Raw genomic sequence first — 21519 nt, forward strand, 5'->3', positions numbered from 1 at the left:
CCTTAAGACTCTGTTAGGACTTTTATGACAGATCGTCTGTCACAAACACAGCGATAGGAGAGCTGCCGTGGATGATCCGCGCAAGCTCAAGAACGAGCTGGAAGTGGCGGCGCGCATCGCGGGCTCGCTGACCGATATACGCGCCGCGCAGGAAGTGGAGCGCTACATGCGCGAGGTGGAGGCCAAGCTGCGCTTCCCGCCCCGCCCCAGCGCCGACGTGGTGATCTGATGGGCATCGCCGCTCCGATGCCGCTGAACGAGCCGCTGCGCCAGCGCGCGGTGGATGCGTGCGGCATCGTCACGCGCCCGCGCAACCCCGAGCTCCAGCGGATCGTCGAGGAAGCGGCGCGGCTGGCGCGCGCGCCGATCGCGGTGATCTCGGTGGTGGACCGGTCGCGGCAGTGGCTGGCCGCCCGCGTCGGCATCGACGGAGACGAGGGCCCGCGCGCCGAGTCCTTCTGCGGCCACACCATCCTGCGCCCGGGCGAGCCGATGATCGTCGCCGACGCGCGTGATGATCGCCGCTTCCTCGCCAACCCGTCGGTGCTGGGACATCCGCACATCCGCTTCTACGCGGGTGTGCCGCTGGTCGATCACGCCGGCTTTGCGCTGGGGGCGCTGTGCGTCGCCGACACGCGACCGCGGCTCGGCCTGTTTGACGTCTACGACCTGACTCATCTGGCCCGCCACGCCGAACGGATCATGGCGCTCTAGGCGCGGCCGGTCCGAACCTTCTGGCACCCGCCGCGGCGCGACGCGTTGGGATGGTGAAGGAGACGATCATGTCAGACGAACGCGAGGAACAGCCCGTCCTGTACGTGCCGAACAGTCCCAACGTCGGCGCCGCCGATCCGGACGCGGACAAGGACGACCCCAAGCGCGCCGCCAAGGACCGCGCCCGTGCGGATGACCTCGCCGCCAAGGTGGCGGTGGGCGACGAGCTCTCGGGCTATGAGAAGGTCGCCGGGCGCGGCGTCGTCGGCGAATAGACACCTGATCACCGCCGTCTCCCGCGAGGGGGAGGCGGCGGTAATCGCGTCAGGCGAGCGCCCTCAGGCCAGGATCAGCCCCTCGCGGTTCATCGCCGCGGTCACCGAGCGGTTCTGCTCGTCGCTGAGCTGCGCACGCAACGAGGGAAACAGCTCGTCTTCCTCCTCGCGCATATGCTCCTCGATCATCGCGCGGAACGCGCGCAGCTTGGGCAGCCAGGCGGGATCATCCTTGGCCATCGCGCCCAGCTCGAAGAAATACTGCTTCACATAGCCGTGCTCGTGGTTGAGCTGGTCTGCACCCTCGGTGAGGCCGTGGTCACGCATCTCGGCGTAGACGACATTCTCTTCCTGGAAGGCGTGCTTGGCGATCGCGTGCTTGAGCTGCGCGAGCAGCAAGGTGCGCCGCTTGGTGGCCTTCTCGTCGGTCTTCTCCAGCGCGTCGAACAGCTTGAGCGCGGCGGCATGTTCGGCGGCCAGCGCCTCGTCCCATGGGCCAGCGAAGACGGTCGGCGCCTGCACCGCGGCCTTGCGCAGCAGATTGGCGGCCAATCCCGCGGCCACGCCGATCGCGGCGGTCAGGGCCAGGGTCCGGCCGCGTGCGGCCTGTGCGTCGCTCGTCGTCGTCATCGCTCTCGCTCCTGCTGGTCGCGCTGGAACGACGGCGCTAAGTAGCTGTTCCGACGCGAGAAGTGATCGGCCGCCGCGTTGGCCCGGAAAGTGACTGATCGAGGTTGGCAAGCTCCGCCTGCGCTGCACGACAAGAGGAACCAGCATAAAAAATAGCGCGTTAGCTGGGCCCACGGCGACCTCGGCCGCCTCATGGGGAACATGAATGCTGGCGATGGACTATCGCGGGCCCTACCGGGTCCGTCTCACCGAGAAGCCGATGCCTCGCATCCTTCACCCGCGCGACGCGATCGTGCGCGTCACGCGCTCATGCATCTGTGGATCGGACCTGCACCTCTACCACGGCATGGTGCCCGACACGCGCGTCGGCAGCACCTTCGGCCACGAGTTCTGCGGCGTGGTCGAGGAGGTCGGCGCGGAGGTGGAGAACCTCGCCCCGGGCGACCATGTGCTGGTGCCGTTCAACATCGCCTGCGGTCACTGCCACTTCTGCCAGCAGGGTCTGTACGGCAACTGCCACGAGTCGAACCCGCAGGCGACCGCCGTCGGCGGCATCTTCGGCTATTCGCACACGGCGGGCGGTTATGACGGGGGGCAGGCCGAATATGTCCGCGTGCCCTACGCCGACGTCGGCCCGACGAAGATCCCCGACTGGATGGATCCGGACGACGCGGTGCTGCTCACCGATGTCGTGCCGACCGGCTATCAGGCCGCCGAGATGGGCGGAATCCAGAAGGGCGACACGGTCGTGATCTTCGGCGCCGGCCCGGTCGGCATCATGGCCGCGCGCGCCGCCTGGCTGTTCGGCGCGGGGCGCGTGATCGTGCTCGACATGTACGACTACCGGCTGGACTTCGTCCGCACCTATGGGCCGGCCGAGGTGTACAATTTCAAGGAGCTCGACGACGTCGTCGTGTTCCTCAAGAAGACGACCGACGGCCTCGGCGCCGATGTCGCGATCGACGCGGTCGGCGGCGATGCGCGGGGCAACGCCTGGCATTGGCTGTTCGGCACCAAGCTGAAGCTGGAGGCCGGCTCGGCGATTCCGCTGCACTGGGCGATCAATTCGGTGAAGAAGGGCGGGATCGTCTCGGTCGTTGGCGTCTACGGCCCGACCGGCAACATGGTCCCGATCGGCAATGTCGTGAACAAGGGCATCACGATCCGCGCCAACCAGGCCTCGGTCAAGCGGCTGCTGCCGCGGCTGATCGAGCACGTCCGCGCCGGGCGTATCGACCCCAAGGCGCTGATCACGCACCGTGTGCCGCTCAGCGACGTAGCCGACGCCTACCACCTGTTCGCCAACAAACTGGACGGCTGCATCAAGCCCGTGCTGGTGCCGCATGCCGGCTGAGGACCACATCATGGAGCGCACCCCCAAGACGCTGAGCCCCGCTCTCGCCGACCCCGCGACGATCCTTGGCTGGGGCGTCGACGCCGACGCGCGCAACGACCCGACCTACCCGATCCGCGACCAGTCGCGCGATCACGGGCTGACGCGCCGCTGGGATCGCCCGCCGGTGCAGCAGCCCGACGTCGAGATCCTGCAGTCGATCGAGCACATCCGCCAGCCGGCGGTGGTCGGCACCTCGGTGCCGCCGCGTGGGGTGAGCGGCGCGATGCGGCGCCTCGCCTTCCGCTGGAGCGAGTCGAACTGGCTGCACTGGCTGATCCTGCTCGGTGCCGACCGGGTCGACGTGGTCGAGGGCGTGGTGGAGGATCTGTCGCGTGGCACGTTGCCCAACGTGCCGGCGGAGATGGGCGTGGGCGCGGCGTGGCGGCACGATCGCGAGCGGCTCGTCACGCGATGGGCGCTTGCGGCAGGGACGATCGCGGTGGGTGGGGCAATCGCCGCGAACGTGCGGCGCGAACGCGCAGCGGCGAAGCGGACGGTGCTGCTGCCTGCTTCCTCGCACCGGGACGTTGGCGGCGCAGGCGACTGAGCGCCAGAGAGCGCGCGCTCCGTCAGATCTCGTCACCGGACTGCTCAACTCACGCGTCTTGTGGCCGAGTTCCGGCGAGAGGCGGAACCCGGGGTCAAGCAGAACAACGATCGATACCGTGGCCGAGCCTGGGCTGCTGCGTTCGCAGGAGCACAGGCACGGGCGTCATTCCGACCCGACGAACCCTATTCTTCCACCACCCCCCGATCGCGCAGCAGCATGCGGCCCGCCAGCTCGCGCGCGCGGCCGCGCGGAAGCTCCAGCGCGCGCGCCATCGCCGCACCCAGCAGTGCGTCGCCGAGCGCCGCCAGCACCAGCTGGAGCGTCTCGTCGCGGATCGGCGCGTCGGGCCGCTCCTCGTCGCGGGCCAGCTCCTCGACCAGGTCGTGGATCGCGGTGAGCACGGGATCGAGCGCGTCGCGGTTGCCGGTGAGGATCATCCAGCTCGCCAGCGCCCCCGCCCCGCCCGCGCCGAAGGCATCGAACACCACGTCGACCAGCTCGGCCGGGTCGCGCTCGGCGCGCGAGCGGCGCACCGCGTCGCGGATCGTCGCGACGATCGCCGCCGCCATCCGCTCGATCAGCGCCTGCTGCAGTCCGTCGGCGGAGCCGAAATGGTGGAGCAGGTTGGCGTGGGTGCGCCCGACCCGCCCGGCCACCGCCTTGAGCGTGACCGCCTGCGGGCCATCCTCCAGCAGCAGCACGCGCGCCGCCTCCAGCGCCGCGTCGCGCGACGCCTCGGGCGTCAGCCGCCGGCGGGGAAGGGCAGCGGTCGCCCGCGGCATCGGATCGTGACCTGTCGAGATTGCGGAATGTTGCTGCCCTTGTGCCCGCTTCCGCGCCGAAAGCAACCGGCGATCAGGCCGCGATCGGCATGGCTCGCGCGGGATCGACGGCGAGGTCGAGCGTATAGTCGACGCACTCCACCTCGGCGTCGCGCGCCAGCGCGTACCGGCGTGAGCGCCCGCACTCGACGAAGCCGAGCTTGCGCAGCACGCGCCCGGAGCCCGGGTTGTCGGCATGGTGGTGCGAGTCGACCCGCGTCAGTCCCAGCGCATGGCGCGCGATGTCGAGCACTGCGCGCCCCGCCTCGGTGGCATAGCCGCGTCCCCACACCTCGGGCGTGAGCCAATAGCCCAGCTCCACCCCGCCGCGCTCGCCGCGATGCAGCCCGACGCCGCCGACCAGACGATAGGCGCCAGAGCGCTCTGCGATCAGGAAACGCGGCTCGCGCGGGTGCGGCTGCAGTGAGAGAAAGGCAGCCGCGTCCTCCTCGGCATAGGGCCAGGGCACGCGCGCCAGCCGCGACACCACCGCCTCGTGCGCGATCGCTCGCGCCAGCGCAGGGGCGTCCTCGAGCCAGCCCGGCCTGAGGGTGAGTCTCGGCGTCAACGCGAACATGCTCCGTCTCCTTGTTCGGGCCGCTGCCACAACCGGATGACGGTGGCGCGACACGCTGGGGCGAGGGAGCATGAAAAAAGGGAGCCGGGGCGACCCGTCTCCCTTGTTGGCTGGGTTCCGTGCTGCGGAACCCCGGGTCGCCCTGGTGGGCAACCCGGTTGGTTGCCCGATGTTACTCGGCCGCGGCCGCCATAATATCGACCGAGCAGAATTTACGGCCGAGCTTGCCCTCGTGGAACACCACGCGGCCGTCGACGAGCGCGAAGAGGGTGTGGTCCTTGCCGATGCCGACGTTGCGACCCGGGTAGAACTTGGTGCCGCGCTGGCGCACGAGGATGTTGCCCGCGATCGCTTCCTGACCGCCGAACTTCTTCACGCCGAGACGACGGCCGGCCGAATCACGACCGTTGCGCGACGAACCGCCTGCTTTCTTATGTGCCATTGCTCTTGCTCCTGCGCGCTACGGGATCAGCCGACCGACACGATCTTAAGGATCGTGTGGTTCTGGCGATGGCCGTTGCGACGACGATAATTGTGGCGGCGACGCTTCTTGAAGACGATCACCTTCTCGCCCTTGGCCTGGGCGACGATCTCCGCCGCGACGGTGAGGCCGTCGACCGACTTGAGATCCGCGCCCTCGCCCGCGAGCAGCACGTCACCCAGCGTCACCGACGCACCGGCTTCGCCCTCGATCTTCTCGACGACGATCTTGTCTCCGGCGGCGACGCGATACTGCTTGCCGCCCGTGCGCACGACTGCGAACATGGCTCTTGTCACTTCCCAAATTTCATAGCTCGCGAGGGCGTACCCTGCGAGAGAAGCGTGCGAGCTATGCGAAGCCTTCCGGCCTGTCAACCGATTCCGTGACCGATCGACGAAGCCGCGGCGTCAGTGGCGGTGCTGGCGCTTCAGCCCGTAACGGCCGCCGTCCAGCCGATCGAACAGGCCGGCGATCGCGGGATGGTCGATCGGCTCATCGCTGTCGTCGTGCACCAGGTTCTGCTGGCTGACGTAGGCGACGTAGCTCGACTCCATGTTCTCCGCGAGCAGGTGATAGAAGGGCTGGTCCTTGCTCGGGCGGAAATCCTCGGGGATCGAGTTATACCATTCCTCGCTGTTGGCGAAGACGGGATCGACGTCGAAGATCACGCCGCGGAAATCGAGCATGCGGTGGCGCACCACGTCGCCGATCGAGAAGCGCGCGTGCGCGATCGGGGGCGCCACCGGCGCCTCGGCCTGAGCGATGATCGTGTGTTCGCTGGTCATCGCTACAATCTAGTGCGGAAATCGGCGCGCACAACAACAGACACGCTTGCGTCTGCCCCGCGACCGGGCTAGGGGCGCCGCTCGATCGCCGCCGGCGCGCCTCTCGCAGGCCCCGGTGTCCTCCGCGGAGAGGTGCCAGAGTGGTCGATTGGGACGGTCTCGAAAACCGTTGTGCCCTCACGGGTACCGTGGGTTCGAATCCCACCCTCTCCGCCACCTTCTCTGACATAAAGCACCCCCGCCTACCGGCGCAGCGCGGCGAGGATCGGATCACCCGCCGGGGTTCGTTCCACACGCGGGACATAGACCTGCGGCTGGAAGCGCTCGCGCGGTAGGCCCGCCACGGTGAACAGCTGTTCGGTGCCGATGTCGATTCGCGCGGCGGAGGCTTGGATGGTCTCGTTGCTCAGCGCGCCGAGCAGATGCGCCATGTCGGTGCCCATGGTGGTGGCGCCGATCGCGTCGAAGCCGATCATCAGCCCCTCCCCCATGCTGCCCGTCCAATGACCGCCCGCGACATAGACCTTGCCGCTGTATCGCCGCCCGAACGGTGCGACATATTCCATGAATGTCCGCGTCGGCCCGAGCACCCGCGCCTCATAGGGCACGACATGCTTCTGATACGGCAGCTCATGATCCACGAAATGGCCCATGATGCCGCGTGCCACGCTGGTGTTGCCGCCGCTGGGCGTATCGCGCAGGTCGATCAACAGCGCGGACGTGTCGCTCAGCGTGTCGAGCGCGCGGCCGAATTGATCGATCAGCGCCTGGTCGCCCAGCGAATTGTTGATGCGGATGATGCCGAGGCTGCCCCGCCGCGCCACCTTGAGCAAGGGTCCACCGGCGATGCGGTCGGCGAGGTCGTTGGTGGCAGCCAGCTCGAAGCGCCGCCGGCGACCGCCATCCGTCACCTCCACCATGCGTCGCCGCCCGCGGTGCCCCGCCAGCGCGACGTTGAACGCGAACGCGATCTGTGGTGCGCTGAGATCGGTAAAGGCGCGCCCGGTGACCTCTTCGATCGCGCGACGTGGTGACTGGCCGTCGATCCGGACGACCGCCATGTCCGGACGCAGGCCTTTGGCCGCGGCGTCGCCGTCCGCGCGCACGTCCTCGATCATGAAGCGAGCCCCGTCGACGACGCCGAACAGGTCGGAGGCGGTGGGTACCACTGACCAATCGTCCGCGTCGAGCGGGCCTACGACGAAATGCGGATCCGCGAAATTGCGCGCGACGAGCTGGAGGACGTCGATGAAATCCTTGTCGGTCTTCGCCGCTCTGGCGCGCTCGGCGAAGGCCGTCAGGATCGCGTCGCCGTCGATCCCGGGACGATCCCGATAACCGTAATTCTCCCGCAGTAGCCTATCGAATGCGGTCCAGGCACCGGCCGCGTCGAAGCGCACCGGCGCCGACGACGGCTGCTGTGCGCTGATCGGACTGGGCTGACTCAGGAGCAGGGCTGCCGCGCAGGCGGTCAGTGGCGCGTATCTCATCGCCTTATCCTTCGTTCCCGCTCGGCCCGGCGCAAGCATCATCGTGGCGCGCCCTCCCGTGCTTCGCCGCGCGGCAGCGCAGCCGCACGCGTGACAGCACCGGTCAGATCACCGTCGCCAGTCGCAGCGGACCGGCGCCCCCGGCGGCGGGATCGGATAAGGACTCACGCCCGTCCTCGACATGGCCCGCCATGCGCCACACCTGCCCGTCCGTCGTGAACTGACGATCGTACCAGCCATGGCTGGTCGCGAGGTCGAGCGCGATGCGGCGCGTCTCCCCCGGCGCGAGAACGAACGACTCCGGCGAGCTGCCGTATGCGCAGTCGGCCATTGCGATCCGCTGCGGCGCGGTCGACAGATTGTCCAGGATCAGCGCCGGCGCGGCACCACCATCCGAGAGATGTGAAGAGAACCGGTCGCCCTTCCCGGTGAGGCGTCGGTGGAAGCCGTCCGGCCCGAGCACGAACAGGTCCGCCGCGCCCGCCGGCAGCGCGTGCGCGAGCACATTCCCCGCGGCGACGGTGTAGCGCGCGGGCACCGCGTCGAGCCGGCTCACGTCGTAGACGTGGAATACCGCGGCGCGCTCGGTCGAGCGGTTGACGAGCAGCAGCGCGGGCGTGTCGCCGGCGCGCAACCGCGCGTCGAGCGCATAAGGCGTCGCGCGCCGTCGCCGCACGCCGCGCTCCTGCAGCGGCGCCGCCGCGACGGCGGGCAGCGGCGGCGCGACCCCCTTGAGTTGTGCCGCGCGCTCGCACAGTGCCGCGGTGGCGGGCAACGCGCCCATGAAACGGATCGTGTCGGGCGCGGCAAAGTCGAAGCAGGAGGTGAGATCACCGCACACCGCGCGGCGCCACGCGCTGATATTGGGCTCGCGCACGCCGAAGCGCGCCTCCAGAAAACGCAGGATGCTGGTGTGGTCGAACACCTCGGAGGCGACATAGCCGCCGCGGCTCCACGGCGAGACGACATACATGGGCACGCGCATGCCGAGGCCGTAGGGGCGGTCGCGGTAGGCAGCGTCCTCGGGCGCGCGGCAGTGGACGTGATATTCGTCGTCGGCGGGCACGTCGCTGGCGCCGACCGCGCGGCCGTCGACCCGCGCGGGCGGCGCCGGCGGGGGAACATGGTCGAACAGGCCGTCATTCTCGTCGAAGTTGATCAGCAGCGCGGTGCGCGCCCACACGTCGGGGTTGGCGGTGAGCGCGTCGAGCACGCGCGCGGTGTAGTCGCCGCCCTGCAGCGGGGTGGACACGCTGGGGTGCTCCGACGCCGCCTCGGGCGCGATGATCCACGATATCGCGGGCAGGCGCCCGTCGCGCACGTCCTGGCGCAGGTCGTCGAGCGTGCGGGTCGTCGTGGTGCGGCGGGCGAGCAGCGCCGCGGCCTCGTCGGCGGCGGTCTGCGCGCGGCGGTAAGCGTGGAAGCCGACGAGCGGGTTGTCGGTGAAATTGTCCGCCATGTCCTGGTAGATCTGAAAGCTCACTCCCGCCGCCATCAGCCGCTCGGGATAGGTGGTCCAGCGATAGCCGCCATGCTTGAGCGGATCGGCCTCGAGGCTGTCATAGCCGTTGTCGATCGCGGGGCCGCCGGCGCGCGCGAGCGGATCGTGCGTCCCCGACCAGATGTACAGCCGGTTGGGGTTGGTGCTCAGGTGCATCGCGCTGTGATAGGCGTCACACAGCGTGAAGGCCTCGGCGAGCGCATATTGGAACGGCAGGTCCGCGCGCGTGAAATGCGCCAGCGCGTGGTTGTGCTTGGCCGCGGTCCAGGCGCCCATCCGCCCGTTGTCCCACGCCGCCTGGCTGTCGGTGAAGCCGTGCGGCGTGCCGAGCGGGCGGTAGAGGCGGAAGTCGGTCGCGGTGTCGAGCCGGAACGGTGCGAGCAGCGCGGGCGACGCGCCGGGATGCTCGTTGGGCTGGAGCAGCACGGTGCGGTTCGGCGCACCGGGTAGCGGCGGCGCCGGCGCGGCGAATCGGTCGCCGAACCCGCGCACGCCGCGCATCGCGCCGAAATAATGGTCGAAGGCGCGATTCTCCTGGGTGAGGACCACGACATGATCGACGTCGCGCAGCGTGCCGGTGCGGTGTCGTCCGGGCAGTTCGAGCGCGCGCGCGATCGAGGGAGTCAGCGCCGCCGCGGCGCCGGCGGAGGCCATCATGCCGCGGATGAAGCTGCGGCGGTCCTGCATCGGCGGCATGGCGTGCTCCTCTCTGCCGCCTCGTCCACACGAAAGGGGCGAAGCGCACATCATCCCCCTCCCTTGAAGGGGAGGAGCTTACTCGCCGCCGCCTACCCGCGCCATACGGCACGACGATGACAGCGCGGCTCAGCCCGCCGCGACACCCCCGCCGAGCGCGCGGATCAGGTCGGTCGCGGTCTGGAGCTGCTGGCTGCGCACCGTCAGCAGCGCGCGCTCGGCGTCGAGCGCCGCGGTCTGCGCGGTGACCACCTCGAGATAGTCCGCCGCGCCGTCGCGGTAGCGGATCAGCGCCAGCTCGCGCGTGTGCTCCGCCGCCTCGGCCGCAGCGCGCTGATCGCGCTCCTGCGCGGCGAGCAGCCGCTGACTGGCGAGCGCGTCCTCCACCTCGCGGAAGGCGGTGAGCACGGTCTGGCGGTACGACGCCGCCGCCTCGTCATACTCGCCGCGCGCGCGCTGCACGCCGGCGCGGCGACGCCCGCCGTCGAAGATCGCCAGCGCCGCGGAGAGCGGGCCCAGCGCCCAGAAACCGTTGGACGCGCTCAGCAGCGAGCCGCGCGCCGCCTCGAACCCACCTGCGGCGCCGAGCGTGACGCTGGGGAACAGCGCCGAGCGCGCCACGCCGATCCGCGCGTTGGCGGCGGCGACGCGCCGCTCCGCCGCGGCGATGTCGGGGCGGCGCTCGAGCAAGGTCGAGGGCAGGCCGGCGGGGATCGGGGGCGGCGCGAGCTGGCGATCCTCGACCGCGAGCGTGAAGCCGGCGGGCGCCTCGCCGAGCAGCACCGCGATGGCATGCTCGTCGCGCTGCCGCGCCACCCCGACCGCGGACAGCTCGGCGCGCGCGCTGGAGAGCAGGTTCTGCGCGCGGCTGACGTCGATACCCGAGGCGATGCCGCCGCTGTGGCGCGTGTCGGTGAGCTGGTAGGCGCGCGCGTTCGCCTCGACCGTCTGGCGCAGCAGCACGATGCGTGCGTCGAGCCCGCGCATGTCGAAATAGATGCTGGCGAGCTGCGCCTGGAGCCCGAGCGTCACCGCTGCGACGTCGGCTTCGCTCGCGGCGACGTCGGCGCGGCTGGCGCGCACCGAGTTGCGCACGCGACCGAACAGGTCGAGCTCATAGGCGAGCGAGGCGCCGACCGTGCCAACGGTGTAGGGCGCGGCGCTGCCGAGCGCGAGCGGCCGGCCCGCGGAGACGCGGTCGCGGCTGACGTCGGCGGAGACACCGACCTCGGGGAAGAGATCCGACCGCGCCTGGCGGGCGACCGCGCGCGCCTGGTCGTAGCGCGCGATCGCGGCGGCGAGATCCTGGTTGCCGGCGACGACCCGCTCCTCGAGCCCGGTGAGAACGGGGTCGGCGAACGCCTCCCACCACTTGCCGGCGGGAGCGACGTCGGTGCCGGCCGCCTGCCAGCCCTCCGCCTCCTTGTACGCGGCGGGCGCGGGGGTCGCCGGGCGGACGTAATCGGGCGCGACCGAGCAGGCCGCGGTGGCGAGGAGCGCGGCGAGCGTGGCGAGGCGGGCGGTGGTGAGGACGCGACGGAGACATACGCCACCCTCGTCATCCCGGACTTGTTCCGGGATCCACCCGTCCGCGTGGTTCACGATCGTTGTATGAGCGGCACGGTAGACCCCGGAACAAGTCCGGGGTGACGGGGAGATATGGGGCGAGGGTCCGCTATTGAACCCGGAGGACAACAGGCGCACCGCCTCATCACTCCGGATCGTCCCGTGCGCAGGAACACGGTCGCCCCTCAACGCCATCTCCCGTGCTCCTGCGAACGCAGGAGCCCAGGGCCGCGAACGCGCCGGCCACCCCCTCACCGCGCACTCGCCTTCTGCACCTGCACCGCGTCACCGTCGGCGAGCGAGTCGGGCGGGTTGTCGATCACGCGGTCGCGCGGGGTGACGCCCGAACTCACCTCCACCGTATTGCCATGGTCCTGGCCAATCCGGATCGTGCGCAGGTGCGCCTTGCCGTCCGCGCCGACCAGCGCGACCTGGGTGCCGCTCTCGCCGACGATCAGCGCGCTCGCGGGCAGCGCCACCGCGCCGCTCGCGCCCGCCACCGGGAAGCTCGCCTGCGCATAGGCGCCGGGCTTGAGCGCGCGATCGGGGTTGGGCGCCTCGACCTGCACCAGCACCGTGCCCGACGACTGCTCCACCGCACCGGCGGTACGGGTCAGCGTCGCGTCGAAGCTGCGGCCGGGATATTCGGGCAGTGTCAGCGTCACGTGCATGCCCGGGTGGATCTGCGCCGAGTAATTCTGCGGCACGCGGATATAGGCGCGCATCCGCCGCACGTCGGAGACGGTGAACAACGGCGTCGACGCCGCCGTGCCCGCGGTGACCAGCGCGCCGATGTCGGTCGAGCGGCTGGTGACGATGCCGGCGAACGGCGCGATCAGCCGGGTGAAGCCCTGCGTGTAGGTCAGCCGGGAGACGTTGGCGCGCGCCGCGTTGGTCACCGCGGTCTTGGCGGCGAGGTCGCCGACCTTCTCGTCGGTCTCCTGCTTCGACACCGCGTCCTTGGCGAGCATGTTGCGCCAGCGCGTCGCGGTCGAGGCGGCGAGCTGCTGGTTGGCGCGCGCGGTCTCCAGGTCGGCGCGCGCGGCGACGAGCTGCTGGTCGATCTCGGGGGCGTCGAGCACCGCCAGCGTCTGGCCGGCGCGGACGGGGTCGCCGATGTCGACGTACCATTTGCGCACGTAACCGCTGGTGCGCGCGAAGATCGGGGCGCTGTTGATCGCCTGGAGGTTAGCGGGGAGCGTCAGCGCGCCCGTCGCCGCGGCCGGCTTGGCCTGGATCACCGCGACGGTCGGGGTCGACTGCGCCGCGGTCCAATCGGCCAGCTTGCTGTCGGTGCGCGAGCGCGCCGCGATCCCCGCGCCGACGACGCCGACCGCGATCACCGCCGCGGCGATCCCGACGGTGCGCAGCGAGCGCGACGGCGGTGCAGAGGGCGCGGCGGCCGGCGCCGCGGGGGACGTCTCGGACGACGCCTCAGACATGGGCTTGCTCCAGATGATGGGCCTCGCGCGTCGGCGCGGCCGCGGTGCGGCGGCGGTGGACGAGGCTGAAGATGACGGGGACGAACATCAGCGTGGCGAAGGTGGCGACCAGAAGCCCGCCGATCACCGCGCGGCCGAGCGGCGCGTTCTGCTCGCCGCCCTCGCCCAGCCCCAGCGCCATCGGCAGCATGCCGATGATCATCGCCAGCGCGGTCATCAGCACCGGGCGGAAGCGCGTCATCCCCGCCTCCAGCGCGGCGGCGGTGGCGTCGCCCAGCTCGGCGAGCCGCTCGCGCGCGAAGCTCACCACCAGGATCGCGTTGGCGGTGGCCACGCCCATGCACATGATCGCGCCGGTGAGCGCGGGCACCGACAAGGTCGTGCCGGTGGTGAACAGCATCCAGATGATCCCCGCCAGCGCGCCGGGCAGCGCGGTGATGATCACGAACGGGTCGAGCCAGCTCTGGAAGTTCACGACGATCAACAGGTAGATCAGCACGATCGCGCCGAGCAGCCCGTAGCCCAGCCCCGAGAAGGCGCTGTTCATCGTGGCGTACTGCCCGCGCAGCGTGACGGTCGCGCCCTTGGGCGCCTCGGCCTTGAGGTCGTCGAGCACCGTGCGGATGTCGCCCGCCACCGCGCCCAGGTCGCGCCCCGCCGGGGTGGCGAAGACGTCGACCACCGGCGCGATATTATAGTGCGACACCACCGCGGGCGCGTTGCTCCGCACGATCGTGCCGAGCCCGCCCAGCACCTGCGAGCGCCCGCTGGCGCCGGTCACCGGGATGCTCGACAGGTCGCTCATCGAGCCGACCCGGTACTCGGGCGCCTGCGCCACGACCGGATAGGACACGCCGTTGTCGGGGTTGAGGAAGAACACCGGCGCGGTCTGCTGCGTGCCCGCCAGCGAGCTCGCCAGGCTGGTCGTCACGTCACGCTCGGTCAGCCCGTACTGGCCGATCCGGCTGCGATCGACCGCGACGTTGAGCTGCGGGTAGCGCGCCGACTGCTGAATGCGCGCGTCGGCCAGTCCAGGGATCTTGGCGATGCGGCGCATGATCTTCTGCGCGTAGGCGGCGTTGGCGGCGGCATCCTTGCCCGCGATCTGGATGTCGATCGGCGCAGGCGCGCCGAAGTTGAGGATCTGGCTGGTGATGTCCGCCGGCAGGAAGGAGAAGGTGGCGCCGGGGAAGTCGCGCGGCAGCTGCTCGCGCAGGCGGCGGACATAATCGTCGGTCGGCGCGTGATCGTGCGACAGCTGGATCAGCACGTCGCCGTCCTGCGGGCCGACCGTCCCCGAATTGTTGTAGGTCGTGTTGATCGAGCTGACCGGCAGGCCGATGTTGTCGACCACCGAGACCAGCTCGTTCGCCGGGATGATCTGGCGGATGCGGCGCTGGATGCGGTCGAACTCCGCCGACGTCTCCTCGATGCGGCTGCCGACCGGCGCGCGAACGTGCATCGCGATCTGCCCGGCGTCGACCGAGGGGAAGAAGTTCTGCCCGAGGAACGGCACCAGCCCGAACGACAGCAGCACCACCGCGAGGAAGCCGATCACGAACCCCTTGGGCGCGGCGAGCACGCGCTCGAGCATCCCGCCGTAGCCCGTGCGGATCCGCTCGAACCGCGCCTCGAAGCCGCGCTGGAAGCGCACCAGCGGGTTGCGCGACGCGGGCGCGCCAGCGCTGTGCTGGTCGTGGTCGTCGCCCGCGCCATGTGGGCGCAGCAGGTACATCGCCATCGTCGGCACGAGCGTGCGCGACAGGATGAACGAGGCGATCATCGCGAACACCACCGCCAGCGCCAGCGGCACGAACAGGAAGCCCGCCACGCCCGGCAGGAAGAACATCGGCACGAACACGATGCAGATGCACAGTAGCGAGACGAAGGCGGGTGTGACGATCTGCGCCGCGCCGTCGAGGATGGCGCGGTGGACCGGCTTGCCCTGTTCGAGGTGCCAGTTGATGTTCTCGATCGTCACCGTCGCGTCGTCGACGAGGATGCCGACCGCGAGACTGAGGCCGCCGAGCGTCATCGTGTTGAGCGTGTTGCCCGTCACCGCCAGGCCGATGATGGCGGACAGGATCGCCAGCGGGATCGAGATCGCGATGATCACGGTCGAGCGCCACGAGCCGAGGAACAGCAGGATCATCAGGCTGGTCAGCGCCGCGGCGATCGCGCCCTCCTTGACCACGCCCTCCACCGCGGCGCGGACGAACAGCGACTGGTCGCCGATCGGCACGATCTTGAGCGTGCTCGGCAGCGTCTCCTGGATCTTGGGCAGCGCGTCCTTGATCCCCTGCACGATCGCCAGCGTCGAGGTAGCGCCGTTCTTGAGCACGGTCATGATCACCGAGCGCGCGCCGTCGACATGGACGACGTTGGTCTGCGGCGCCGAGCCGTCGCGCACGTGGGCGACGTCGCGCATGTAGATGGTGGCGCCGTTCACTACCTTGACCGGGATGCTGTTGAGTTCCTCGACCGAGCCGGGCGCGTTGTTGAGGCGGACGCTGTACTGGAATCCGCCGATCTTGGCGAAGCCTGCCGGGTTGATCTGGTTCTGCGCCGCGATCGCGTTGCCGACGTCCTGCGCCGACAGTCCCTTGGACTGGAGCGCGTCGGGGTCGAGGTCGATCTGGATCTGGCGCTGGCGCCCGCCCGAGGGATAGGGGATCGCCGCGCCCGGCACGGTCACCAGCCCGGGGCGCACCTGGTTGCTGGCGAGATCGAACATCTGCCCCTCGGACAGGCCCTTGCCCGACAGCGCGAGCTGGACGATCGGCACCGTCGAGGCGCTGTAGTTGAGCACCAGCGGCGGGGTGATGCCCGGTGGCAGCTGCTTGAGCACGGTCTGCGACACCGAGGTGACCTGCGCGGTGGCGGTGCGGATGTCGGCGCCGGGCTGGAAGTAGATCTTCACCACGCCGATGCCGGGCAGCGACTGGCTCTCGATATGGTCGATGTCGTTGACCGTGGTGGTCAGCACGCGCTCGAACGGGGTGATGATCCGCCCCGACATCTCGTCCGGCGACAGGCCGGCATATTGCCAAGCGGTGGCGATCACCGGCACCTTGATGTCGGGGAAGATGTCGACCGGGGTGCGGACCGCCGCCAGCACGCCGACGATGGCGATGAGGATCGCCATGACGATGAAAGTCAGCGGGCGCGCCAGCGCGATGCGTACGATGCCGATCATGGGCACAGCTTCCCGTGGGTGACGCCCGCCCCGGTGAGCGGCGTCGCGCGCCAGCCTGGCGTGCGCGGCGTCGGACGACCAGGATAGGACGGCGGCGCAATGACATGCCGCGGTGCAGCGGATGAGCGCTGGTTAACGCTTTGTCTAATATTGTTTCCGCGCCGATTGATACGTACAGCCTATCGATCATGGAGCTGCGGCATCTGCGTTATTTCGTCCAGGTCGCCGAGGACCTGCATTTCGCGCGCGCGGCGGCGCGGCTCGGCATCTCTCAGCCCCCGCTCAGCCAGCAGATCCGTCAGCTGGAGGAGGAGCTCGGCGTGCGCCTGCTCGACCGCACCAGCCGCCGGGTCACGCTCACCTACGCCGGAACCATGTTCCTCGAGGCGGCGCGGCGCACGTTGGCCGAGGCGGAGAAGGCCGCGACGGTGGCGCGCCGCGCGGCCAGCGGTGAGTTGGGCGAGCTGCGCGTCGGCTTCAACGCCTCGGCGCCCTTCATCGCGCAGGTCGCCGCCGCGATCCACGCCTTTCGCCTGCGCTACGCCGACGTGCAGCTCGCGCTGTCGGAGATCGCCGGGCCGGCGCAGGTGGCGGCGATCCTCGCCGACGCGCTCGACGTCGGCTTTCTCCGCAGCGCCGCCCCGCCCGCGCTGCCCTTCGAGCTGACCGCGACGCGCATTCTGCGCGAGCGTCTGGTGGTGGCGACCCGGCCCGACCACCCGCTCGCCGGCCGGGCCGGGCTGCGGCTGGCCGAGGCGGCGGCGCACCCCCTCGTGGTCTATGCCAGCGATCGCAGCGGCGGCTTCACCGAGGAATTGTTCGCCCTGATGCGCGCGACCGGCGCCGAGCCGCGCGTCGCCCAGACGGTGCGCGAGGTGTCGACGCTGCTCGGGCTGGTCGCCGCCGGGGTCGGCATCACCGTGGTGGCGGAGTCGCTGTGCGCGCTGCAGTCCGCCGGGCTGGTCTATACCGCGCTCGCGGACGACAGCGCCGCCAGCGCGATGTGGCTCGTCCACGCCACCGCCAGCCCGCCCGTCGCCGCCAATTTCGTCGCGATCGTGACCGCGGGAGCGGGCTGAGCGCGTTCTCGGGCCTTGCGCCTCGCTGCCTCCGAGCCGTCCCGGGCTCCCGCGCGTGCGAGCACGCTTCGTTTGGAGCGAGGTGGGTACGGCCTCAGTACATATGCTGGCCGCCGTTGATGCTCAGCGTCGAGCCGGTGACGAAGCCGGCCTCCTCCGAGCACAGGAAGGCGACGCCGCGCGCGATCTCCTGCGCCTGACCGAGCCGGCCCACCGGGATCTTGGCGACGATCTTCTCCAGCACTTCGCCCGGCACCGCGGCGACCATGTCGGTATCGATATAGCCCGGCGCGATCGCGTTGACGGTGACGCCGGCGCGCGCGCCCTCCTGCGACAGCGCCTTGGTAAAGCCGTGGATGCCGCTCTTCGCCGCGGCGTAGTTCACCTGGCCGTACTGCCCGGCCTGGCCGTTGATCGAGCCGATGTTGACGATCCGCCCCCACTTACGCTCGCGCATGCCGGGGAACACCGCCTTGGCCATGTTGAAACAGCCGCCCAGGTTGGTGTCCATGACCTCCTTCCACATCTGGTAGGTCATCTTCAGGATCGTGCCGTCGCGCGTGATCCCGGCGTTGTTGACCAGCACGTCGACGGGGCCGAGCTCGGCCGCGACCGTGGCGCAGCCATCCTGGCAGGCGTCATAGTCGGCGACGTCCCACTTGTACGCGGCGATGCCGGTGCGCGCGGTGAAGTCGCGCGCGCGCTCGTCGTTGCCGGCGTAATTCGCGGCGACGGTCATGCCGAGGTCGCGTAGCGCCACGCTGATCGCCTCGCCGATGCCCCGCGTCCCGCCGGTGACGATCGCGACCCTTGCCATGCCTGCCTCTCCCTTAACCTTGGTGAGAGGCTAGACGCGCGCCACCCAGCCTTCAAGCTCGCGCGACAGGATGGTGCGCAGCATGTCGACGCCCTGGGCTGAGTCGTTGAGGCAGGGCAGATAGGCGAAATGCGTGCCGCCGGCGCCGAGGAAGCCCTCGCGCCCGCGGATCGCCAGCTCCTCCAGCGTCTCCAGGCAGTCGGCGGAGAAGCCCGGCGCCACCACCGCGACCTTGCGGACCCCCTGCGCCGGCATCGCCTCCAGCGTCGTGTCGGTGGCCGGGCCGAGCCACTTGGCGCTGCCGAAGCGCGACTGGAACGCCACCGTCAGCGGCCGGCCAGCGAGCCGCTCGCGCAGCGCCTCGCCGAGCAGCCGCGCGGTCTTCTGGCAGTGGCAGTGATAAGGGTCGCCGCGCTCCAGCGTCCGCTGCGGCATGCCGTGGAAGCTGGCGATCAGCGCGTCGGGTGCGAAGTCGAGCGCGTCCAGCTGCTCGCCGACGCGCGCCGCCAGCGCCGCGATATAGGCGGGATCGTCGTGATAGGGCGGCAAGGTGCGGATCGCAGGCTGCCAGCGCCACTGCGCCAGCGCGGCGAAAGCCTTGTCGTTCGCGGTCGCGGTCGTCGCGGCGCAATATTGCGGGTAGAGCGGCGCGAGCAGGATGCGCTCGCACCCCGCCGCCTTCATCGCTGCCAGCCGGTCGGCGATCGCCGGGTTGCCGTAACGCATCGCCCAGTCGACCAGCACGCCGTCGCCGAACGCGTCCTTCAGCGCCGCGGCCTGCGCGCGCGTCACTGCGGCGAGCGGCGAACCCGCCTCGCTCCACACCTGCCGATAGGCGTGCGCCGACTTCTTCGGCCGCGTCGTCAGCACGATGCCGCGCAGGATCGGTTGCCACGCGATCTTGGGCAGCTCGACCACGCGCCGGTCCGACAGGAACTCGGCGAGGTAGCGACGCACCGCGCGCGTGTCGGCGGAATCGGGCGTACCGAGGTTGATCAGCAGCACGCCGACGCGCGGCGCCGGGATCGTCGGATGGTCGGCGGGCAGCATCTACGAACTCCTGAGCGGCAGCACGCGCCGCCGCGTGCCGGCGGCAGCGAACAGCGCATTGGCGACGGCGGGGGCGACCGCGGGCACGCCGAGATCGCTGATCCCACCGCAATCCGCGCCGCTGGCGATCAGTTCCACGCTGATCTCGGGTGCGGTGGCGAGCGTCGGCAGGTCGAGCGCGCCGAGGTGGCGGACCGTGGCGAGGTCGTCCTTGTATCCTGCCGCCGTACCGGTCGCGGCGGCGACGCCGAACACCAGCCCGCCCTCGATCTGCTGGCGCACCACGTCGGGGTTGATCGCGCGCCCAGCATCCACTGCGGCGACCAGCCGGCTGACGCGCGCCGCGCCGCCCTCCCCCACCTCGGCCTCGGCGAGCACCGCGATCGCGCTGCCCGCCATGCGGTGGCAGGCGATCCCCTGCCCGCTGCCCGGCACCCCGCCCGACCAGCCGCCGAGCTCGGCCGCGGTGGTGAGGCAGCGCGCCAGCCGCGCGTCGCCGCCGAGCAGCCCGACGCGATAGGACATCGGCTCGCTCCCCGCGGCGCGCGCCAGCTCGTCGACGAAGCATTCGGTGAAGAAGGCGGTGTAGCCGTCGGCGCCGCCGCGCAGGTGGCCGGTCGCCAGGTCGAGCGCGACCGGGTGATGGTCGACCGCGAGCGCCGGCAGTCGGTAAGGCGGCACCGCGCCCGCGGTGGCGTAGCGGTCGGTACCCGCGGGCAGTGCGGCGGCGAGCCGGCGCAGCGGGTCGCCCGCGAGCAGCCGCTCTCCCAGCGCGCGCCCGGTCGGCGGCGCGGCGATCGCGGCGTGCCACGCCAGGATCGTGCCGCGCGGGCCGAGCCGCGCGCGCATCCGCGCCTTGGCGGGCGCGCGGACACGGTCCTGCAGCAGCGCCTCGCCGCGCGACCAGCAGAGCTGCACCGGCCGCCGCAGCGCGCGCGCGAGCACCGCCGCCTGCGCCGCGACGTCATGCTCCAGCGCGGCGCCGAACGAGCCGCCGACCTGCATCGCGTGCACGATCACGTCGCGCTCGGACAGCTGGACCGCGGCGGCCGCGGCGGCGCGCGCGAGCGTCGGCGCCTGGGTGGCGAGCCACAGCTCGAGCCGCCCGTCGCGCCAGTGCGCCGTGGCGGCGGGAGTCTCCAGCGCGGCGTGGAGCGCGGGGCGGACGCTATACTCGGCCGCGATCACCCCCGCGCCGCGCAGCGCCGCGGCGGCGTCGCCGATGCGGGCGACCGGCTCACCGGCGCGATCGAGCGCGGCGTCGAGCGCGCGTTCGATCGCCGCGTCGTCGACCATCGCGCCACCGCGCGCGAAGCGCGGCGCCAGCGCGGCGACACCCTGGTTGGCCGACCACCAATTGTTCGCCACCGCGGCGACCCAGTGATCGGTTGTCACTACCGAGAGCAGGCCGCGCACGCGCTCGGCCGCTGCTTTGTCGCACGAGAGCAGCCGCGCGCCGGGCTGCGGCCCCTGGCGGATGCTGGCGAAGACCATGTCGGGCAGGCGCACGTCGGCGACGAAATTCGACGAACCGTCGACCTTGGCGGGCGAGTCGAGCCGCGGCAGCGACTCGCCGCTCAGCCGTCCCTCGTCGCCGAGCCGCAGCGGCAGCTCGTCGGGGACTCGCCCGCCCGCCGCCGCCTCGGCCAGCTCGGCGAAGCGGAGGCGCCGGTCGCCGAGCGTGACGAATCCGGCGCGCGTGTCGCACTGCTGCCAGTCGGCGTCCCAGCGCTCGGCCGCAGCCTGGCACAGCAGCACGCGCGCCGCCGCCCCGGCCTCGCGCAGCGGCTGCTCGAAGCGGCGCACCGAGCTGGAGCCGGCGGTGACCAGCAGCGAGTCGCGCGTCCAGAGCTCGTCGCGCACCCGCTCGGGCACGTGCGTCGCGGCATCGGTGAACAGCGCGGCGGCGCCGAGCGGGTTGGCATAGGGCGGCGCGAGCGGCGCGGCCTCGACGCCGACGGTGCGCCAGTCGGCGCCGAGCTCGTCGGCGACGATCTGGGCGAGCGTGGTGTAGACGCCCTGGCCGTGCTCGCATTGCGGGACCGCGACGATCACCTGACCGTCGCGCGCGATCTTGAGGAAGGCGCCGAACGCGGCCTCGCCTGGCGCGGTCGGCAGCGCGGCGCCATAACGGCGCGGCCACACCGCCCAGGCGACCACCAGCCCGACGCCGGCTCCCCCGGAGATAAGCAGCTTGCGTCGGGTCAGCGCGGCCATGCGGCGGGGGTAGCCGGGCGGCGCACGAGGGGGAAGCGGGAAAGCTCGTTCAGGGTGATCGGGTGAGGGGCGGACACGCCGCACTCCCTCCGGGCTTACGCGGAAGCGCGAAGGGGCGGAGGCGCAGAGAGATCGCTCGCCCCGCGCGCGGTCCCGTGAGCTGGCGCGGCGCCCTCACCTCCTGGCGTCATCCTGAGCTCGTCTCAGGATCCACTGTCCCGCAGGCGCCACGGCCA

At 71.0% G+C, this 21519-nt stretch carries 20 protein-coding genes and 1 tRNA gene; 7 read left to right on the forward strand and 14 right to left on the reverse strand.

Annotation, left to right across the window (positions count from 1 at the left end):
- Window positions 1-67 precede the first annotated feature (67 nt).
- The 3 genes from FHY02_RS21990 to FHY02_RS22000 all read left to right on the forward strand — a co-directional run bounded on the left by FHY02_RS21990 (window position 68) and on the right by FHY02_RS22000 (window position 989).
- On the forward strand, window positions 68-229 hold the full coding sequence (locus FHY02_RS21990; RefSeq protein ID WP_183926388.1) for a hypothetical protein: 162 nt from the start codon (window positions 68-70) through the stop codon (window positions 227-229).
- Between the two features lie 17 nt (window positions 230-246).
- Complete coding sequence (locus tag FHY02_RS21995) at window positions 247-714, forward strand: GAF domain-containing protein (protein ID WP_183926391.1); 468 nt, start codon at window positions 247-249, stop codon at window positions 712-714.
- A gap of 68 nt (window positions 715-782) precedes the next feature.
- Window positions 783-989, forward strand: coding sequence for a hypothetical protein (locus FHY02_RS22000; protein ID WP_183926393.1), 207 nt, complete (start codon window positions 783-785; stop codon window positions 987-989).
- A gap of 63 nt (window positions 990-1052) precedes the next feature.
- On the opposite strand, the gene FHY02_RS22005 is transcribed toward FHY02_RS22000, so the two are convergent.
- On the reverse strand, window positions 1053-1619 hold the full coding sequence (locus FHY02_RS22005; RefSeq protein ID WP_183926395.1) for a hemerythrin domain-containing protein: 567 nt from the start codon (window positions 1617-1619) through the stop codon (window positions 1053-1055).
- Window positions 1620-1824: 205 nt separating this feature from the next.
- Here FHY02_RS22005 and FHY02_RS22010 point away from each other — a divergent pair, with 205 nt between their 5' ends.
- A complete protein-coding gene (locus FHY02_RS22010; protein WP_183926397.1) occupies window positions 1825-2973 on the forward strand; it encodes a zinc-dependent alcohol dehydrogenase in 1149 nt (382 codons plus the stop codon).
- Between the two features lie 10 nt (window positions 2974-2983).
- Window positions 2984-3562, forward strand: coding sequence for a hypothetical protein (locus FHY02_RS22015; protein ID WP_183926399.1), 579 nt, complete (start codon window positions 2984-2986; stop codon window positions 3560-3562).
- Window positions 3563-3747: 185 nt separating this feature from the next.
- Here the strand turns inward: FHY02_RS22015 and FHY02_RS22020 are convergent, their stop codons facing one another.
- From FHY02_RS22020 to hspQ, 5 genes are all read right to left on the reverse strand, one after another.
- Window positions 3748-4347, reverse strand: coding sequence for a TetR/AcrR family transcriptional regulator (locus FHY02_RS22020; RefSeq protein ID WP_183926401.1), 600 nt, complete (start codon window positions 4345-4347; stop codon window positions 3748-3750).
- Between the two features lie 73 nt (window positions 4348-4420).
- Window positions 4421-4963: a GNAT family N-acetyltransferase gene (locus FHY02_RS22025; RefSeq protein ID WP_183926403.1), complete on the reverse strand. Its 543-nt coding sequence runs from the start codon at window positions 4961-4963 to the stop codon at window positions 4421-4423.
- 172 nt (window positions 4964-5135) lie between these two features.
- On the reverse strand, window positions 5136-5405 hold the full coding sequence (gene rpmA / locus FHY02_RS22030) for a 50S ribosomal protein L27 (protein WP_132910023.1): 270 nt from the start codon (window positions 5403-5405) through the stop codon (window positions 5136-5138).
- A 26-nt stretch (window positions 5406-5431) separates the two neighbouring features.
- On the reverse strand, window positions 5432-5728 hold the full coding sequence (gene rplU, locus FHY02_RS22035; protein ID WP_132910024.1) for a 50S ribosomal protein L21: 297 nt from the start codon (window positions 5726-5728) through the stop codon (window positions 5432-5434).
- A gap of 123 nt (window positions 5729-5851) precedes the next feature.
- Window positions 5852-6229, reverse strand: coding sequence for a heat shock protein HspQ (hspQ, locus tag FHY02_RS22040; RefSeq protein ID WP_183926405.1), 378 nt, complete (start codon window positions 6227-6229; stop codon window positions 5852-5854).
- A gap of 126 nt (window positions 6230-6355) precedes the next feature.
- Here hspQ and FHY02_RS22045 point away from each other — a divergent pair.
- Window positions 6356-6445 (forward strand) — tRNA-Ser (locus FHY02_RS22045).
- A 26-nt stretch (window positions 6446-6471) separates the two neighbouring features.
- Here the strand turns inward: FHY02_RS22045 and FHY02_RS22050 are convergent.
- The 5 genes from FHY02_RS22050 to FHY02_RS22070 all read right to left on the reverse strand — a co-directional run bounded on the left by FHY02_RS22050 (window position 6472) and on the right by FHY02_RS22070 (window position 16120).
- Complete coding sequence (locus FHY02_RS22050; RefSeq protein ID WP_183926408.1) at window positions 6472-7719, reverse strand: S41 family peptidase; 1248 nt, start codon at window positions 7717-7719, stop codon at window positions 6472-6474.
- Window positions 7720-7822: 103 nt separating this feature from the next.
- The gene (locus FHY02_RS22055) at window positions 7823-9916 is read right to left on the reverse strand and encodes a phosphocholine-specific phospholipase C (RefSeq protein WP_260173078.1); all 2094 of its coding nucleotides are present in this window, start codon (window positions 9914-9916) and stop codon (window positions 7823-7825) included.
- A gap of 129 nt (window positions 9917-10045) precedes the next feature.
- Window positions 10046-11518, reverse strand: coding sequence for an efflux transporter outer membrane subunit (locus tag FHY02_RS22060; RefSeq protein ID WP_311731914.1), 1473 nt, complete (start codon window positions 11516-11518; stop codon window positions 10046-10048).
- 215 nt (window positions 11519-11733) lie between these two features.
- Complete coding sequence (locus FHY02_RS22065; RefSeq protein WP_183926412.1) at window positions 11734-12924, reverse strand: efflux RND transporter periplasmic adaptor subunit; 1191 nt, start codon at window positions 12922-12924, stop codon at window positions 11734-11736.
- Entirely contained in the window at window positions 12917-16120 is a 3204-nt protein-coding gene (locus FHY02_RS22070) for an efflux RND transporter permease subunit (RefSeq protein ID WP_183926414.1), read from the reverse strand. Before FHY02_RS22070 ends, FHY02_RS22065 begins: the two co-directional genes overlap by 8 nt.
- A 188-nt stretch (window positions 16121-16308) precedes the next feature.
- On the opposite strand from FHY02_RS22070, the gene FHY02_RS22075 reads away from it, so the two are divergent.
- Window positions 16309-17199: a LysR substrate-binding domain-containing protein gene (locus FHY02_RS22075; RefSeq protein WP_183926417.1), complete on the forward strand. Its 891-nt coding sequence runs from the start codon at window positions 16309-16311 to the stop codon at window positions 17197-17199.
- Window positions 17200-17293: 94 nt separating this feature from the next.
- On the opposite strand, the gene phbB is transcribed toward FHY02_RS22075, so the two are convergent.
- From phbB to FHY02_RS22090, 3 genes are read right to left on the reverse strand one after another with little or no spacing between them, the layout of a single operon-like run.
- Window positions 17294-18016 (reverse strand): acetoacetyl-CoA reductase, encoded by a 723-nt coding sequence (gene phbB, locus FHY02_RS22080; protein WP_183926419.1) that lies wholly within the window; start codon window positions 18014-18016, stop codon window positions 17294-17296.
- Between the two features lie 30 nt (window positions 18017-18046).
- The gene (hemH, locus tag FHY02_RS22085; protein ID WP_183926421.1) at window positions 18047-19066 is read right to left on the reverse strand and encodes a ferrochelatase; all 1020 of its coding nucleotides are present in this window, start codon (window positions 19064-19066) and stop codon (window positions 18047-18049) included.
- Window positions 19067-21283: a molybdopterin cofactor-binding domain-containing protein gene (locus FHY02_RS22090; RefSeq protein WP_183926423.1), complete on the reverse strand. Its 2217-nt coding sequence runs from the start codon at window positions 21281-21283 to the stop codon at window positions 19067-19069. It abuts the gene before it with no gap.
- Window positions 21284-21519: the final 236 nt, after the last annotated feature.

The sequence above is a fragment of the Sphingomonas sp. BK069 genome, from assembly GCF_014193405.1.
Lineage (GTDB): Bacteria > Pseudomonadota > Alphaproteobacteria > Sphingomonadales > Sphingomonadaceae > Sphingomonas.